The organism is Psychrobacter sp. Ps3 (assembly GCF_022129275.1).
GTDB lineage: Bacteria > Pseudomonadota > Gammaproteobacteria > Pseudomonadales > Moraxellaceae > Psychrobacter > Psychrobacter submarinus.
Genome location: NZ_JADQAL010000022.1, coordinates 14,527 through 30,706, shown reverse-complemented (window position 1 = coordinate 30,706; position 16,180 = coordinate 14,527). Strand labels below are relative to the sequence as shown.

Annotated in this window: 14 protein-coding genes; 7 read left to right on the top strand and 7 right to left on the bottom strand. The window is 45.9% G+C overall.

The features are described from left to right. Positions 1-65: 65 nt before the first annotated feature. The 3 genes from I3248_RS08200 to I3248_RS08190 form a co-directional block, all read right to left on the bottom strand. Positions 66-1,031, bottom strand: coding sequence for an alpha/beta hydrolase (locus I3248_RS08200; protein ID WP_238063258.1), 966 nt, complete (start codon positions 1,029-1,031; stop codon positions 66-68). A gap of 255 nt (positions 1,032-1,286) precedes the next feature. Continuing rightward, entirely contained in the window at positions 1,287-2,156 is an 870-nt protein-coding gene (locus I3248_RS08195; protein WP_238063257.1) for a BON domain-containing protein, read from the bottom strand. Between the two features lie 261 nt (positions 2,157-2,417). Next, positions 2,418-2,936, bottom strand: coding sequence for a YraN family protein (locus I3248_RS08190; RefSeq protein ID WP_238063256.1), 519 nt, complete (start codon positions 2,934-2,936; stop codon positions 2,418-2,420). 103 nt (positions 2,937-3,039) lie between these two features. Here I3248_RS08190 and rsmI point away from each other — a divergent pair, with 103 nt between their 5' ends. Together rsmI and I3248_RS08180 are read left to right on the top strand one after the other, a co-directional pair. Next, positions 3,040-3,987 (top strand): 16S rRNA (cytidine(1402)-2'-O)-methyltransferase, encoded by a 948-nt coding sequence (gene rsmI / locus I3248_RS08185; protein ID WP_238063255.1) that lies wholly within the window; start codon positions 3,040-3,042, stop codon positions 3,985-3,987. Between the two features lie 83 nt (positions 3,988-4,070). Next, a complete protein-coding gene (locus I3248_RS08180; protein WP_238063254.1) occupies positions 4,071-5,090 on the top strand; it encodes an adenosine kinase in 1,020 nt (339 codons plus the stop codon). A 153-nt stretch (positions 5,091-5,243) separates the two neighbouring features. On the opposite strand, the gene I3248_RS08175 is transcribed toward I3248_RS08180, so the two are convergent. Then, on the bottom strand, positions 5,244-6,551 hold the full coding sequence (locus tag I3248_RS08175) for an aminotransferase class I/II-fold pyridoxal phosphate-dependent enzyme (RefSeq protein WP_025646326.1): 1,308 nt from the start codon (positions 6,549-6,551) through the stop codon (positions 5,244-5,246). Positions 6,552-6,785: 234 nt separating this feature from the next. After that, the gene (nfuA, locus tag I3248_RS08170) at positions 6,786-7,487 is read right to left on the bottom strand and encodes a Fe-S biogenesis protein NfuA (RefSeq protein ID WP_227675497.1); all 702 of its coding nucleotides are present in this window, start codon (positions 7,485-7,487) and stop codon (positions 6,786-6,788) included. A gap of 429 nt (positions 7,488-7,916) precedes the next feature. On the opposite strand from nfuA, the gene I3248_RS08165 reads away from it, so the two are divergent. The 4 genes from I3248_RS08165 (at position 7,917) to I3248_RS08150 (ending at position 12,405) form a co-directional block, all read left to right on the top strand. Then, complete coding sequence (locus I3248_RS08165) at positions 7,917-8,843, top strand: alpha/beta fold hydrolase (RefSeq protein WP_238063253.1); 927 nt, start codon at positions 7,917-7,919, stop codon at positions 8,841-8,843. A 134-nt stretch (positions 8,844-8,977) separates the two neighbouring features. Next, positions 8,978-10,024: a bifunctional nicotinamide-nucleotide adenylyltransferase/Nudix hydroxylase gene (locus I3248_RS08160; RefSeq protein ID WP_025646320.1), complete on the top strand. Its 1,047-nt coding sequence runs from the start codon at positions 8,978-8,980 to the stop codon at positions 10,022-10,024. A gap of 123 nt (positions 10,025-10,147) precedes the next feature. Then, positions 10,148-11,554: a nicotinate phosphoribosyltransferase gene (locus I3248_RS08155; protein ID WP_238063252.1), complete on the top strand. Its 1,407-nt coding sequence runs from the start codon at positions 10,148-10,150 to the stop codon at positions 11,552-11,554. Further along, positions 11,548-12,405 carry an SGNH/GDSL hydrolase family protein gene (locus I3248_RS08150; RefSeq protein ID WP_238063251.1) on the top strand — a complete coding sequence of 286 codons (858 nt, stop codon included), beginning with the start codon at positions 11,548-11,550 and terminating at the stop codon, positions 12,403-12,405. Before I3248_RS08155 ends, I3248_RS08150 begins: the two co-directional genes overlap by 7 nt. Positions 12,406-12,510: 105 nt before the next feature. Here the strand turns inward: I3248_RS08150 and I3248_RS08145 are convergent, their stop codons facing one another. Continuing rightward, entirely contained in the window at positions 12,511-12,783 is a 273-nt protein-coding gene (locus I3248_RS08145) for a type B 50S ribosomal protein L31 (protein WP_201601939.1), read from the bottom strand. Positions 12,784-13,567: 784 nt separating this feature from the next. Between I3248_RS08145 and I3248_RS08140 the strand changes: the two genes are divergently transcribed. Further along, positions 13,568-15,175 (top strand): FAD-dependent oxidoreductase, encoded by a 1,608-nt coding sequence (locus I3248_RS08140; protein WP_238063263.1) that lies wholly within the window; start codon positions 13,568-13,570, stop codon positions 15,173-15,175. A 170-nt stretch (positions 15,176-15,345) separates the two neighbouring features. On the opposite strand, the gene I3248_RS08135 is transcribed toward I3248_RS08140, so the two are convergent. Then, positions 15,346-16,023 (bottom strand): TIGR00730 family Rossman fold protein, encoded by a 678-nt coding sequence (locus I3248_RS08135; RefSeq protein ID WP_201602210.1) that lies wholly within the window; start codon positions 16,021-16,023, stop codon positions 15,346-15,348. Positions 16,024-16,180 lie beyond the last annotated feature (157 nt).

Below are 16,180 nucleotides of genomic sequence, written 5' to 3'. Positions count from 1 at the left end.
TTAATTCAGGTTTTTAATTCAGGTTTTTAATTCAGGTTTTTAATTCAGGTTTTTAATTCAGGTTTTTAGTTTAGCTGTTTGTCTAAGTAGCCCAACACCTGCGCCCGCACATCATTGACCCAGCGCAGTGGTGGCGCCATCGCCCCAATACTAGTGGCGTGACTCGCACCCTTGATCACGCCGTTTTCAACCGCAGCGCCGTAGTCTTTTAGCGCCTGAGTCATCTTCACTGTATTGGTGTCATGAACGGTTTCATCATTCTCGGCGGTCAATAATAAATAAGGCGGCTGAGGACCTTTAAGCTGTCGATCAGGCATCACCTCATCGGGGGTGGCATCATTGGCAAAGGCGCTCGAGCCGCCATACTTGCGAAAGTCGTAGCTATAAGGTCCGGCGATACCGATAACAGCGGCGATATCGTCTGGGCTCACACCGTAAGGCGATAAAAAATCCTCGTTGGACATAGCCGCGACTACATTGAACGCGCCAGCTGAGTGTCCGATCACCGCTAAGCGCTGTGGATCTGCATGCAAGCTGGCAGCATTGTTATAACTCCACGCGACAGCTTGCGCGGTGTCTTCTACAAAATCAGGATAGACGTGCTTGGGCGCTTTGCGATAATTAATCACTGCTGTGACATAACCGGCCTGAGCTAAGCTTTGACCGACAAAGGCATATTCTTCTTTACTACCACTTTCCCACGAGCCGCCATGGACAAAGACGACCATAGGATAAGTCTGGGCAATCTCTTGCTGAGCCCTCATCGCTTGCGCTAAGGGCTTAGGGTAGTAAACATCTAAGTCCTGCGCTGACTCATCACCATATAAGATGTCTTTACTGACCGTAACACCGCCGCTCGCAGTCAGACCGTTGACTATCGCCAATGCGGATAGCGCTTGTGCTTGTTGAGTAGCTAGCATCACACCGCCAAACAAGGTCGCGGCCGTCACTCCCATTTTGACGAGCTTAAATTGACGTGACGGTTTAGACGGGTCACTCGCTGATTGGGGCGTATCGGCTGGCTGCTTCATGGTCTACTGTCCTGTTATTCTGGGTTTATCCGTTAAGGTTGAGAAAATAGATTTTCTTATTCTTGCACTTTTGAAAATACTGAACTGCGAGCTTTAAAAGATTATCATCTCAATGACAGTAAACAGCTTAAGGGTTAAAGGTGATGATGTCAGATAAATCCTGTGATAATGGTTAGCATTCTTGTGAAAACAACACTTTAAAGCTGCCAGTCAAATGGTAGGAACATATCGTCAATGTTCAGATTATACTAGCGGCTACTGGTCTTGATACAGATCAATATAAGGACTAGAGGATCTAGGCGCTGCCGGCGTCTCTACAGGAGCGTTAATAGGCTGCGCATTATCAGGGGTAGGCTCAATAATCGCGCTATTAGTAGAGACTGGCGCTGGAGTCCTAATAACTGCGGTGGCTTGCGGTATCGTGACATTTACGTTATTCGTCAAAGTCGGGTCAGTCATAATGTCCTCACCACTGATAGTCGCGCCTATATCATTGACTAAGGTCGTAAATAGCACAAGCTCTGTGATACCGGCTGTATCATTAGCAATATCGATCAAGTTACTTTGCTGCGTTGGCGTCATACGGCCCATGATATACACCACGCCGTTATTGGAGACCGCTTTGAGCTGCGAGGATTTTACCCCATCGCTCGCCGCGACTTTCGCCAGTAGCTTGGAGGTGATATAGCCATCTTGCACGGTTGAGCTATAACCGCGAGCGACACTGACGTTTAGCTCATTATAGACTTTACGCACGTCAGGCATCGACTTGACGACTTGCTCTATTTGCGTTTTGAGCGCCTCAGTAGGAACTTCCCCGCTCAGCAGCACTTCACTGTTGAAGCTATCTATACTCATCCGGCTGTTTTGCTGCAAATCTTGTTGTAAACCGTAGACATTAATTTTGGCCGTGTGCTCTATACTACGATCGAGCAGGCGCTGCGGAATAGTACGCTCAGTGACCGGTACGCCATAAGTACCATTAGTACTATTGGTTAGATAGTTAGTCGTACAGCCGGTTATCGCCAAGCTAGCCATCACTAAGCTTGTCATCATCATCTTGGCACACGTTTGACGACTTACTTGATGACTTAGAGCGTTTGAGAGAGCAGTGAGCGGGGACATCCTTATCATTATTGACCTCTTGGTGCATGATTGTTAAGCGTAATTGTTAGGCGTGATAGATACGATTTTATGATTTGCATAAGCCTTTAAGAGTCTAGCTACTTTACTTAATTTTCGCCGTGAGTAGTTAGGTTTTTGGTAACGATATCTGTTAGCGACTTAACTTATAGCCCTTATATTATAGTACTTGATGAAAGACTTTTCATCGCAAGCACTGATGACTAAATGTTGATGGCTAGGCGTTACTAAACAGGTATTTGGCTACCAAGCCTGTGCTGTAAAGGCCCCTTGTAGCCATTCTGGCCTCGCACTGTACGCCGCGCCTCTTGGCTTATTATAATTATCAGTCGTATTCGTATTATAAGCAATGACATCAAAACGGCACTCATAATTGGCATAGTTGGGATGTTGCTGTAAAAAATACTTGGCGGTCTTAACAATCCTATTACGCTTAGCCGCTGTTATGCTAAGCGCGGCATCACCAAAGTCAGATACTCGGCGCTGACGCACTTCGATAAACACTAAAGTCGACCAAGCTTTACCCGTCTCTAGCATCACTAAATCAAGCTCACCTACTTTGGGCTGTTGCCAGTTCTGAGTAATCAAGATAAGCCCTTTTGCTTGCAGAAACTCACACGCTTGCCGCTCATAATGACTGCCTTGGCGCTGCTTGGGCGAGGTCAATAATAGCGGTTTATGTTCTGGTTTTTTATTGGGCTTTTTATCGCTCATAGCCTTGATTAGTCTGCGCAACATTTCAGAATTATCATAGCACAACATGCTAAACTAGCTAGGTTTTACCGTTTTTACTTTTGCTAAGCGGCACTACTTGCCCATAAGTTTAACTTTTTATTCTAATGATCTATAACGATTTGAGGTTCTCATGTCCACCCTTACAAAGATGCCAGCGTGTTTGTACATCGTTGCCACCCCTATAGGCAATCTTGCTGACATGACTGCGCATGCCATTGATATCTTAAAACAAGTCGATATCATCGCCTGCGAAGACACTCGCACCTCAGGTAAGCTGTTGTCACATTTCGGTATCGACACTAAAGCTGACAAGGCCAATGAGAGTGATGATAATCGTAAGAATGATAAGACAGAAGCACTCGTACAAAGCGACACACATAAAAAAGGCCATAATAAACTTTGGGCCTATCACGAACATAATAGCGCGATTCAAACGCCCAAAATCATTGAGATGATCGAGCAAGGTCACAGTGTCGCGCTAATCAGCGATGCCGGTACGCCTTTGGTCAGTGACCCCGGCTATCAATTGGTACAGGCCGCTCATGATGCTGGCGTTACTGTCTCCCCTATCGTTGGCGCCTCTGCGGCTATCGCTGCGCTCTCGGTCGCAGGTCTGCCCTCCGATAGATTTAGCTTCATTGGCTTTTTAAATGCCAAAACTCATGGCCGTCAAAAGCAGCTAGAGGCACTAAAAGCGCGGACAGAAACCTTAATATTTTATGAAGCGCCGCATCGTATTGTCGCAAGCTTGAGCGATATGGCCGCAGTATTTGGTCATGATCGCGCCGTCACTTTTTGCCGTGAGCTGACCAAAACTTTTGAGACAGTGCATAAAACGACGCTTGGCGATTTGGTTGAGTTTGTCAAAGCCGATGATAATCAGCAGCGCGGTGAAATAGTCGTCGTTGTCGCAGGTAAGGCTAGCGCTCAAGATAGCGACGACATGAGTATCCATGATGCGCTATTAGTGCGCCTACTCAAAGACTTGTCCGTAAAAAAATCGGCAAGCTTGGCCTCCGATATCACTGGCGTCAAAAAAAATGCCTTATATCAGCGTTTACTTGAGCTACAAGCTTAGCGTCCGTTACCATAACAACAGTCTGTATTTATATGCGTTTGTTTTAAAATAGCGCTCTAGCATTCAATTAGGAGAAGTAAGCCATGTACGATGTGATAGCAATAGGCAATGCATTGGTCGATCACGAATATGTGTTGAGCGATGCTGCCTTAGAAGAGACGGAATTAACCAAAGGCAACATGACGCTCGCGGCGTTTGAAGAGCAGCAGCAATTGCTGGCTTACTTTCAGTTGGCTGATATCGAACCGTCAAAACAAGCGGGCGGCGGCTCAGCGGCTAATGCTATGTATGCCTTTGCAAGCCTTGGCGGCAAACCTTTTTATGCCTGCCGCGTCGGCGATGATGAAGCCGGACAATTCTACTTAGAGGACTTACATAACGCCGGCGTTGCCACCTCAGAGCGCTCGATACATAAAGGCGGCGTCACCGGCTCCTGCGTGGTAGCGGTGACCGATGATGGCGAGCGTACCATGCAGACTTATCTTGGTACCTCTGCTGATATCAGCGAGGAAAACGTCAACTTTGAGGCACTAACCAAGGCGGATTGGCTCTATTTAGAAGGCTATCTTGCCATGTCAGAAGGTATTCAGCTGGCTATGACTAAGCTGCGCCAACAGGCCGGTATTCATAACGCTAAAATAGCCGTCAGTTTCGCCGACCCTGCGGTAGTGAAGTTTGCCAAAGAAGGCCTACTTAATATGCTGGGTAATAAAGTTGCGGTGATATTTTGTAATAGCGAAGAGGCCAAGCTCTTCACCGAAAAAAAGCAAATCAAGGCCGCCGCTCGCGCACTTCTGAGCTACTGCCAAATTGCGGTAGTCACTGATGGCGCTAATGATACGATCATCGCGCACAAATCTGATGAGCAGAATAGTATCGATATCCACAAAGTCCCTACACCGAAGGTTATCGATGTCATCGACACCAATGGCGCCGGAGACAATTACTCGGGGACTTTTTTGTATGCGTTATCGCAGCATTACTCCTTGCCTGAGTGTGGGCGTCTAGCCGGTGAAGTCTCAGCGCAAGTGATTCAGCAGTTCGGTCCCCGCCTAGAGTCACAAGTCTATAAAGATATAGCGCGGCGGGTGCTCACTGCTTAAATAGCTTTGATTACTCTTTGCGTTAAGTGCTATTAACCTTAAGTATTATTACCTATAAGTATTAAAAAAATCCCATCTCTATTGCGAGATGGGATTTTTATTTTAGCGAATCATTTTATCTAACCAAAGATATAAAGAGAGCTATATAAAGCGCTAAGCTTTAGCCAAAGCTTGCTCAAGATCCGCTTTGATATCTTCGATATGCTCAATACCAATCGACAAGCGCACCATATCTTCAGTGACGCCCGCTTGCTCTAGCTCTTGGCCGTTGAGCTGACGATGCGTGGTCGTCGCAGGATGGCTTGCCAGCGACTTGGCATCGCCGATATTGACCAAACGCGTAATCAGCTGCAGCGCATCGATAAAGCGTGCGCCAGCTTCACGGCCACCCTTTACACCAAAAGTCAAAATCGCTGACGGCGTGCCTTTCATGTATTTTTGCGCGAGCTTATGATCAGGATGATCGGCAAGGCCTGCATATTTAATCCAAGCGACTTTGTCATGACCCTTTAGGTACTCAGCGACCGCTTGCGCATTCTCGACATGGCGCTCCATACGTAGGCTTAAAGTCTCAATGCCTTGCAGGATTCCAAAGGCGTTGAGCGGACTAAGCGCAGCACCAGTGTTACGCAGCGGTGCCACCCGAGCGCGAGCAATAAAGGCCGCCGCGCCCACGTCTTTGACAAAATTTACGCCATGGTAGCTGGCATCTGGCTCATTTAATAGTGGAAAACGCTTAGGATGATCGCCCCAGTTAAACTGTCCACTATCGACAATAGCACCACCAATAGAGGTGCCTGTACCGCTCATATATTTGGTGAGTGAATGAATGACGATATCAGCGCCGTATTCGAATGGACGGCAAATAGCAGGGGTAGCCACTGTGTTGTCAATGACTACTGGCACGCCATATTCGTGTGCGATGTCACTTACCGCTTGGATATCGATAATATTGCCCAGTGGATTACCGATACTCTCAGCAAATACCATCTTGGTTTTGTCATCGATCAGATCGCGAATGGCCTCAGGATTTTTATGATCAAAGAAGCGTACTTCGATGCCTTGACGCGGCAGCGTATGGGCAAAGAAATTATAAGTACCGCCATACAAGGTTGATACCGCAACGATATTATCGCCCATCTCACAGATGGTCTGCACGGCATAAGTAATCGCTGCCATCCCAGAGGCGACTGCTAGAGCACCGATACCGCCCTCGAGCGCGGCAACTCGTTCCTCTAATACCGCATTGGTCGGGTTCATGATACGAGTATAAATGTTGCCCGCCACTTTTAGATCAAACAGATCAGCGCCGTGCTGAGTATCATCAAAAGCATAGGAGCTTGTATGATAAATCGGTACGGCAACCGCCTTAGTGGTCTGCTCAACGCTGTAGCCGGCATGAATCGCTAGTGTCTCTAGACGCTGATTATGACTACCGTTTTCTGCATTTTCCTCGCTCATAACGTGCTCCTTATTTATTGTGCTCTGTTAGTTAATTGTGCTTCGTCCGTTTGTTAAAACCTCTAAAAACCCACCGAATTAAAAGCCTATTTAGTGATATCCAAAGGTTAGGCATAAAAAAAGCTGAGTTAATCATAACCCAGCTTCCTTATGAAAAGAATAGCGATTTTTTCATTACTTAATGAATATATTTCATAAGTAATCACTTAATCTGATCTCATCATTTCTAAGACCTTATTTATAATAAGCATTTTCAGTACGAGTATGATCGGTCTCATCCACTACCTGTGTCAGCTCTGGAATCTGTTGCTTGAGCTGTACTTCAACGCCCTGACGTAAAGTCATATCAACTGCTGAGCAGCCCTGACAACCACCGCCAAACTTGAGTACTGCAGTCAAGCCAACGCCCTCTTCCTCAATCAGCTCTATAAGATCAACCATACCACCATGCGCGGCAAGACTTGGGTTAATCTCTGATTGCAGCACATAGTTGATACGCTCTTCAATACTAGCATCCGCGCCTACTTTTGGCACTTTCGAGTTCGGCGCACGGAAAGTCAGCTGCCCACCAAAGCGATCCTTATTATAGTCAATCACCGCATCTTCTAAGTAAGGCACTGAGGCGGCATCGATAAAGGCTGCAAAATTACCATAGCTGAGCTTTAGATCGGCGCTATCTTCTTCGCCGGGCTGGTTGTAAGCCATACAGCACTCAGCACGCGGCGTGCCTGGATGCTCCACGAAGATACGCACACCGATACCGTCGGTATCCTGCTTAGATAATAACTCAGCTAGATACCCTTGCGCCGACTCGGTAATAGTAATATTACTTTTAGCTTCAGCTTGCTCGGTATCAAGTGCAGACTCAAACTCTGCTTCATTGCTGTTTACCTCATTACTGGTAGGGGCACTTGCGGTTGGGTTTTGATTACTCATAGTATTTCCTGTACGTTAAGACACCGATGCCTGATTGGGCACCTTAATGTCGTCAGTTTGCATACTTATCATTAAAACGGTTTTAATTGTAAAAACATTAAACGATTAGGGTCAAAATTAACTTATCGCAAAAATATCAGGGTATATTATGATTTTAATCCGTAGCATTTTTGCGAACTATTTTTTTGCTGAATAAAGCCTTTAAACGCTATTATAACTTAAATAGACGTCAATTCCGACCTTGCTACTGTGATTTGGACTTGATTTGATCGTCATCGTTACTTTCTCTATATTAAGGCGCTAATGTGGATTATCAAGCGACTAACGTTATAAGATATGATGACTCGTTATTTAAGCGGCTTATTATCTGTATTAAGCTAATAACCACTGAGTGTATGCCTTCTCCCTCTCTTTACAAGCCAGTAATTTATGATCTATGAAGACTTAACCTTAGTCACCAGCAAAGATGGCGAACAGATCGCCGTTTGGGAGGTTGTTGATGAAACTACCCATAAACAGGCAGGCGCAGCAATAACGAGACAAAATATTTTTTTGACTCATGGCACCTTCTCTGACAAAAAAGTCTGTCTAGGTATCGCAAGCTATCTCGCAGGTCTTGGACATACTTGCTACATTATGGAGTGGCGCGGTCATGGTCATAGCAGCAAACCCAAAGATAAATTTAACTTCGAAACTGTAGCCACTTATGATTATGAGGCGGCTTTTCGCTATTTATTCGATGAGCGCAAACTCACTAACCTGCACTGCGTCACCCATAGTGGCGGCGGTGTGGGACTGGCCATGTTTTTAGTACAAAATCCCAGCTACATCACACGGATTAATAGTATCAGCACCTTTGCTTGTCAAGCCTTTGGCGCTGTCCTAAACCCTAGCAGTTATACCAAAATCCTTGCAGCAAAAGCCTTCACTAAAGTGCTTGGCTATATCCCTGCCAAAAAGCTCGGTCTCGGTCCTTTTAACGAAAGCTACTATACGATGACCCAGTGGTATGACTGGAACCTACAAAAAAATTTTAAAAGTAGCTTTATAAAAAATAAAGACATCGATAAACAGCTTAAGCCTGTAAATGAGCGTTTTGATTATCGCCAAGGCATGGCAAACATTACGACGCCTATCTATGCGATCAGCGGTAAAGGCGATCGGTTTATCTCCCCAACTCAGGGCTGTCAGCTGTTTTTTGATAAATTTGCCAATACTGATAATGTCTTTATAGAGTACGCCAAATCCAGCGGGCATTTAGAGGACTACGATCATACGCGGATACTGATGAGCCGTAACGCTGCAGCGGAGATCTGGCCAACAGTAGCGTCTTGGATCGAAAAATATAGCCACTAATTTCCATTGTTTATGACGGTCAGTGGCACAAAACATCTTTACACTTGTCAGCCGCTAAGCGCTTGTGTCAGTATTAGCGTCATTGAGCATTTTTTGAGTAATAACTAATAAGCTTGTCGTAGGGAAAAAGGTTTATGAACGTATCCGCAGCAGCCAATACTAACCATAATAAGCACTATAAATATCTAGTTTTTATCGGACGCTTCCAGCCTTTTCATTGCGGACATAAAGCGGTCATTGATGAAGCGCTACAGCGGGCAGATAATGTCATTATGCTAATAGGTTCTGCTAACTTGCCACGCAGCCTACGTAATCCGTTTTCGGTAGATGAGCGTACCGCGATGATTAAGGGCGCGTATAGCGATGAAGATGCGGCGCGTATTCACTGCGTGGCGCTCGATGATGCGCTTTACAATGACACGCGCTGGCTCAAATATGTACAGGCAAGCGTCAAATCGGTAACGGGCGACTTACAAGCAGATATCGGCCTTATTGGTCACTCAAAAGACAGCTCTTCTTATTACTTATCCTTATTCCCTAACTGGGCGTCAGTCTCAGTGCCTAATTATCAAAACCTATCAGCGACGCCTATTCGTGATAGCTATCTGATGGGTGCGATGCCAACTCCTGAGCGTACTCCTGAGTCCACACGTGATGTGCTAAAAGAATTCAATAAAACGGCTGAGTATCAGCGCTTGCATGAAGAGGCTGGGTTCATTGATAAATATAAAAAACAATGGGAATCTGCCCCCTACCCGCCGACCTTTATGACCGCTGATGCACTGGTGGTGCAATCAGGGCATATCTTACTCGTTGAGCGCCGTAGTATGCCAGGGCGCGGACTTTGGGCACTGCCGGGCGGGTTTCTCAATCCGAAAGAAACCTTATTTGATGCTTGTATTCGCGAGCTGCGCGAGGAGACGCGCCTTAAAGTCCCAGAGCCAGTACTGCGCGGCTCATTTCATAGTCAGCATACCTTCGATGATCCGTACCGCTCTGCCCGTGGTCGTACCTTGACCCAAGCCTTTTATTTACAATTAAAAAACGACGCCAAAGGTCTGCCAAAAGTGAAAGGCGGAGATGATGCGGCTCATGCTTTTTGGCTACCACTAGCTGAGCTTGATGCCAAAATGATGTTTGAAGATCATTATGCGATTATTACTAAGATGGTCGGGCTTTAGTGAATCATTGAGGCGTCTCCATAAAAAATTTTCAATGCCTAAGCCGATAGACGGCAAAGGCTTATTCCGTCGTAACTTGTTTACAAAGCAAACAGCGACATCAAAAAGCAGAGGAGTTCTGTGATGTACACGAGTAATTTCAACAATTTAATTTTAAATTCTGATAGTTACAAAACCTCGCACTGGGTGCAATATCCACCCGGAAGCGAGTATATGTCAAGCTATGTCGAAGCACGAAAAGGCGACTACGATGTGGTCTTTTTCGGTCTACAAGCCTTTATTAAGGAGTATCTAAGTCGCCCAATCACTCAGCAAGATATCGATGAAGCTGAGCTGGTGATAACAGCGCACGGCTTGACCTTTAATCGTATAGGCTGGGAGCGCTTGCTAGAAAAACACGGCGGCTATCTGCCACTACGTATCGAAGCGGTACCTGAAGGCAGTATTGTCCCTGTCTCTAATGTCGTCTGTCAGATCGTCAACACCGATCCTGAGTTTTATTGGCTGCCAAGCTATATCGAAACTGCGCTGCTACGCGCGATTTGGTATCCCTCGACGGTGGCAAGCGTTTCTTACTACTGTAGGACTATTATCCATAAGGCGCTTGAGAAGTCTGCCGATACTACGGACTCACTACCCTTTCGCTTACATGATTTTGGCGCTCGCGGGGCGTCGAGTTTTGAGTCGGTAGCGCTGGGTAGTTTGGCGAACTTAGTGAACTTTTCAGGTACTGACTCGATGACCGCTTTGGTCGCAGCTAGTCGCTGGTATGGTATGGATAAACAGATGGCCGCTTTCTCCATTCCTGCTGCTGAGCACAGTACCATGACTGCTTGGGGCCGCGATGGCGAGACCGCTGCTTTTGCCAATATGATTGAACAATTCGGCGGTCCAGACAAAGCTTTTTCGGTGGTCTCTGACAGTTACGACTTATGGAACGCTATCGACAACATCTGGGGCGATGAGCTAAAAGAAGCGGTTGAAAACATGGGCGGTACTTTAGTCATTCGTCCTGATAGCGGTGAGCCGACTAAGGTTGTCCGTGAAGCGTTAGAGCGCTTAGCGGTAAAATTTGGCACCACTATCAATAGCAAAGGCTATAAAGTGTTGCCAGATTACGTTCGCATTATTCAAGGCGATGGTATCAACGCGCAAAGTTTAGGCAAAATCATCAATGCGGTGATGGATGCCGGTTTTAGCGCGGAGAATATTACCTTTGGTATGGGTGGCGGTCTGCTACAACAAGTCAACCGCGACACGATGAGCTGGGCGATGAAAGCCAGCGCTATCTGTATCGATGGCAAATGGATAGATATCTACAAAGACCCTGTCACCAGTCACTCAAAGCGCTCAAAAAAAGGCCGACTGGCCTTGATAAAAGATAGCAGCGCTCAGCTAAAAACCATTACAGTAGATGAGCTTGATAACCTTGATAATAGCGCTCAAAGCTTACTACGCGATGTCTATGTCGATGGCAAACTACTTATCGATGATACTTTAACTACGATTCGGGAGCGTACAGGATGGTAGCGACGACTAAAATAGCTGGCGCGGCAAAAGAGATGCTGCTAGCGCCAATCTATCTATATCAAGGCTACAAGGTCAAACGCGACACGGTGCGCTTGCCTGAGCCTGAGGGCGAACGTCATGGACGAGTTAAGCTTACTGACGCCGTCCAGCAAATAACAAACGACAATGACCATACCTTAAGCGTTATGGTGGTCGGTGATTCGGCGGCAGCTGGAGTGGGCAGCCAAACCCAACAAGATGCGCTAGCAGGTCAACTGATACCTGCTCTACAGCAACAAGCGTTGGGTAATCAAGGCTTTGGCCAGCAGTTTGCTACACTGAGCTGGTCAGTACAGGCGACAACGGGACACACGAGCTTTGATATTTTGCGCCGCTTATATGTCATCCCTAAACCCAGTCAGCCACTTGATGTCATGGTCATCAGTGTTGGAGTTAATGATACGACATCCAAGGTCGCAGCGGCTGAGTGGCAGCAGCGGCTCGAAGCTATTATTGCTATTGCTCAGCGCAAATTTGCCGTGCGGCAGCTGATCTTTGCCAGATTGCCGCAAATGGAGCAAATGCCAGCATTGCCTGCGCCTTTGAGTCATTTTGTAGGGAGTAAAGCAGCAAAGCTCGATGACATATTGCAGCAAGTCTGTCATGCTCACGATGGCGTGACGTACATGGCGACTGATTTTGCGCGGATGATAGATGAGCATGCAAATGGTGCGCCTATTGATATCTCAGTCATGTTTGCTGATGATGGTTTTCATCCGAGCAGCCTGATGTATGGCTATTGGGCGCAGCAGTTAGCCGAGCTTATAGCGGAACTGTTTGACCCCTCGGCTACCCGTTCTAGCACCGCATAACAGATAAAAACTATTATTTTTGCATAAAAAAACCGCTGACTGTTCAGCGGTTTTTTTGAATGATGCTTGAACTTAAGCTTTAGCTTTTCGTTCAGTAAAAGCCAATTATTCAGCTTTTGCTTTTTTGCTACGACCACCAAACGCGCCAAAGCGTTTGTTGAAGCTTGCCACACGGCCTTCGGTAGAGCTCTTACGCTGCTCGCCGGTGTAGAATGGATGTGAAGCACTTGAGATATCTAACGGATAGTAAGGATACTCTTTGCCTTCATACTCGCGTGTCGCTTTAGTTTTTGCTGTTGAACGAGTTAAAAAATACACGTCAGCGTTAGTGTCGTGGAATAGAACTTCTTGGTAATCTGGGTGAATATCTTTACGCATAATAAACTCTCTTAAGTCCGATGTATGCCTGCTTATTGAAGCTTTAAGCATACGTAACTGAGGCACTAAGCACATCTGTAAGTCTAGCCATTGCATCACTGGCTTATTCCAGCATCCAACACCACACTTTTGCTCTCTTAGCCTTTCCCCAGCGGGAAAATTGAACCGCGATTTTAACGGTTTTTGGATTTTGATGCAAGTGGTGTCTCGTGAGCTGTGCTTAACGTCCATGCCAGCTCATCATTAAAGGCATAAGTATTTGCGATATAAATAAAAGCGACATAAATATTAGCGGCATAGTAAAAGCTTGAGGATTATAATGACCCTCATATTAAGTACTGTTATCTTCCTGCTTCTTCTATTTTTACTGACAAAACTAATGCATATACTTACGTATTTACTCTGATACTTTCTTTAGTTTTTTATAAAATATAATCCTACATGATAAGTGCAGCTTCATAATTTTTGTTATTACCTTTAAGTAATTAATGACGCATAGAGTTGTTGTTCTCCATTGAACTTAGCCTATTGCGCACGCATATCTTTTATATATGACTATTTTGAACCCATAGCTTTAAACCCATAGCGTCTATGAGCTTAAAACACTGAGTACTCACAAGTAATGAGCTACCGTTATTTCTCCAACTCTAGTCAGCAAATATCAATACTCCGTAGCCGTTGACGACGCTAAAATAATAAGAGCAGAATAATGACTCAATCCCATGACAAAAAAGTAAGCACACCGCCTGACCCCCTTACTAGCCCTTTTGCGAGCCAGCCGCTGATGGGTGAAAAAACGGCATCTAAACGCGTTGGTATCTTAGGCGGCGGTACGGCCGGCGCTACTATTGCGATTCGCCTTGCCGCTTTAGGTCTTGAGACCTATTTGTTTGAAAAAAAGACCTCTTTAATCGATGGTCCGCCTATGTGTCATCTACATGCAGGTGGCAACTTATACCGCGAGATTCCTGATGAGGACTGCGTGGCGCTACTCAAGCAGTGTATCGATATCCTGCGCTTGTATCCCTACACTATCGATGTCCGTCCTACGGTGTTTGCGATACCGACACGAGATGAAGGCTTGCCTGAGGATTTATTGCCGCGTCTTGATATTTTGACCCAAGCTTATCGCGACTTGATTGCTCAAGACCCTAACAATAAGGTGCTTGGCGAGCCTGAAGATTACTATCAGCTCTATAGCCATGAGCGCTTAATCGAGCTGTCTGAACGTGAGCAAGTCGCAGTACCGAAGACTCTCGATGAATGGGTCATTCCAGCGGCTAAACATTTAGACCTCAATAAAGTCAAATACCCACTGATTGTCGTACAAGAATATGGCTGGAATATCTTTCGCCTTGCCGCTTCAGCGCAGCTGGCTCTCGAAGGTTATGACAATGCCCATGTCTTTACCAATACCCAAGTTGCACAAGTGCACGCCGTTGAATGCAGTGACTGTAATAATGCCAATCATCATGTCAGCAAATGGCGAATTGACTATCAGCACAATAATGAGCCCGTAAAACATCGCGCCAAACCGTTTGATAATGATGATAAGTCTAAGATGAGTTTAGTAGATAGCAAGAATGCAAATGCTATTGAGTCCATCGAAGTCGATTATCTAATCAATGCCTGCGGCTTTCGCACCGGTATTATCGACGATATGGTCGGGGTAGATGTAGAGCGTATGGTCGAGTTCAAATCCTCTTATATTACTCATTGGGAAGATGCGGGCGGACAGATCCCTGAGATTATCGTATATGGTGCACGCGGCACGCCAGAAGGAATGGCACAACTGACGCCTTACCCCGGCGGCTATTTTCAGATTCATGGTATGAGTAAAGCGATTACATTGTTCGATGATGGCTTAGTGGCTTCTAGTGAAAACAGTGCGCAGCCAAAACTGCCTTCCCAATATCTGCATTACATCGAAGATGGCTGGGACAAAGCGCCCCTGCAAGCTCGTAGTCAGCAAGCAATTGAGTATGTGGCTGAGTTTGTACCGACCTTTAATAGTGCGCGTACGGTAGGCAATGCTCTGTACGGTGGACAGCAAATACCCGGTAAAGATGATACCTTGCGCGTAGCGGATGTCAGCCTCTATAAGCACTTACACTATGCGCGCGCTGAAAATGTCAAAGCCTCCTCGACTTTACTCGCCGCTGACGAAATCGTCGCTCAGTTATTAGAGATCGGAGTGTTAGATAAAGACTTAGCCGCTAACACTGCTCGCTATACTCATGACTGGGCTTATTTAGCGCGCAACGATAGCGCAGATGTCCACGAAATGGCCCAAAAGCTCGCTCAACAGCGCGGTTTTCCTTTAGCGATGGCAGGCGTCAACCACGGAATTAGCGAGTTGGCCTTAGATAGTCTGACGACCGCTGAGGTTTAGGTTTATTGTTTTCATACTCTTATCTAATAACCATATCGATAAGACTGACTATAAAAAAGCGACCGTTACTCGTTGTAATGGTCGCTTTTTTATTAAGATAACTAGGTTAAAGGGTTAGATTTAAAAACTGGATCTGAGAACTGGATTTAAGAGCTGAGTAGCCACTTAGTTTAATTGCCAACCATCTTTTTGGTATCGACCTCATCGTCGATAGTGACGATGGTTTGTAGCAGCTCAATTGCCTCCCCAATAGTGTTACAGACGACTAAGCGCTCTAGATCTTGCTGCTTCATAAAACCCTGCTCAGTGGTGAACTTAAGATGCTCAAGCATACGATCATAAAAACCATTTATATTAAGAATAATCATTGGTTTTTCGTGCTGATAGAGCTGACGCCATGTGGCAATCTCCATAATCTCCTCAAGCGTACCAAGGCCGCCAGGCAAAGTAATAAAGGCATCAGCATATTCGGCCATCACCGTCTTGCGCGTGTGCATAGTATCGGTTAGATGCAGGCGAGTGAGACCTTGATGAGCGATTTCGTGCTTGAGCATAAAGGTTGGAATCACTCCAACCGCTTGCGCGTCGCCTTTGATAACTTCATCCGCGACTGCGCCCATCAGCCCGATGCTAGCGCCGCCATAGACTAAACCTAGGCCGTTACGGGCTAAAGCACTGCCAAGCTCACGCGCCGCCTGCTCGTATATCTCGCTATTACCCGAGCGCGAACCGCAGTAGACCGCCACTAGAGGCATACTTAAGCTAGATTTATCGACGGCCTGCTCTATGTTTGAGATATCATTGCTGGTAATGACTTCATAATTTTCATTGTTGATCTTCATTTGCATCATAATATGTCCTATATTTATTTAACTGTTATTTTTGGGCTAATGTTTATTCATACTGCATGAGCACTACTGGCGTATCGGTCATGCTGCCTTTATTTCAGCTATATTATATTTTACTGTCTAATTCGCTTGGTTTACTATGTATCTTATCATAAGC

Bases quoted from the DNA above. Each gene is read 5' to 3' on its own strand.
- I3248_RS08200 (WP_238063258.1), bottom strand. From the start codon at position 1,031: ATGAAGCAGCCAGCCGATACGCCCCAATCAGCGAGTGACCCGTCTAAA.
- nfuA (WP_227675497.1), bottom strand. From the start codon at position 7,487: ATGAGTAATCAAAACCCAACCGCAAGTGCCCCTACCAGTAATGAGGTA.
- I3248_RS08160 (WP_025646320.1), top strand. From the start codon at position 8,978: ATGAACGTATCCGCAGCAGCCAATACTAACCATAATAAGCACTATAAA.
- I3248_RS08195 (WP_238063257.1), bottom strand. From the start codon at position 2,156: ATGTCCCCGCTCACTGCTCTCTCAAACGCTCTAAGTCATCAAGTAAGT.
- I3248_RS08175 (WP_025646326.1), bottom strand. From the start codon at position 6,551: ATGAGCGAGGAAAATGCAGAAAACGGTAGTCATAATCAGCGTCTAGAG.
- I3248_RS08135 (WP_201602210.1), bottom strand. From the start codon at position 16,023: ATGCAAATGAAGATCAACAATGAAAATTATGAAGTCATTACCAGCAAT.
- rsmI (WP_238063255.1), top strand. From the start codon at position 3,040: ATGTCCACCCTTACAAAGATGCCAGCGTGTTTGTACATCGTTGCCACC.
- I3248_RS08190 (WP_238063256.1), bottom strand. From the start codon at position 2,936: ATGTTGTGCTATGATAATTCTGAAATGTTGCGCAGACTAATCAAGGCT.
- I3248_RS08155 (WP_238063252.1), top strand. From the start codon at position 10,148: ATGTACACGAGTAATTTCAACAATTTAATTTTAAATTCTGATAGTTAC.
- I3248_RS08180 (WP_238063254.1), top strand. From the start codon at position 4,071: ATGTACGATGTGATAGCAATAGGCAATGCATTGGTCGATCACGAATAT.
- I3248_RS08145 (WP_201601939.1), bottom strand. From the start codon at position 12,783: ATGCGTAAAGATATTCACCCAGATTACCAAGAAGTTCTATTCCACGAC.
- I3248_RS08150 (WP_238063251.1), top strand. From the start codon at position 11,548: ATGGTAGCGACGACTAAAATAGCTGGCGCGGCAAAAGAGATGCTGCTA.
- I3248_RS08140 (WP_238063263.1), top strand. From the start codon at position 13,568: ATGGGTGAAAAAACGGCATCTAAACGCGTTGGTATCTTAGGCGGCGGT.
- I3248_RS08165 (WP_238063253.1), top strand. From the start codon at position 7,917: ATGATCTATGAAGACTTAACCTTAGTCACCAGCAAAGATGGCGAACAG.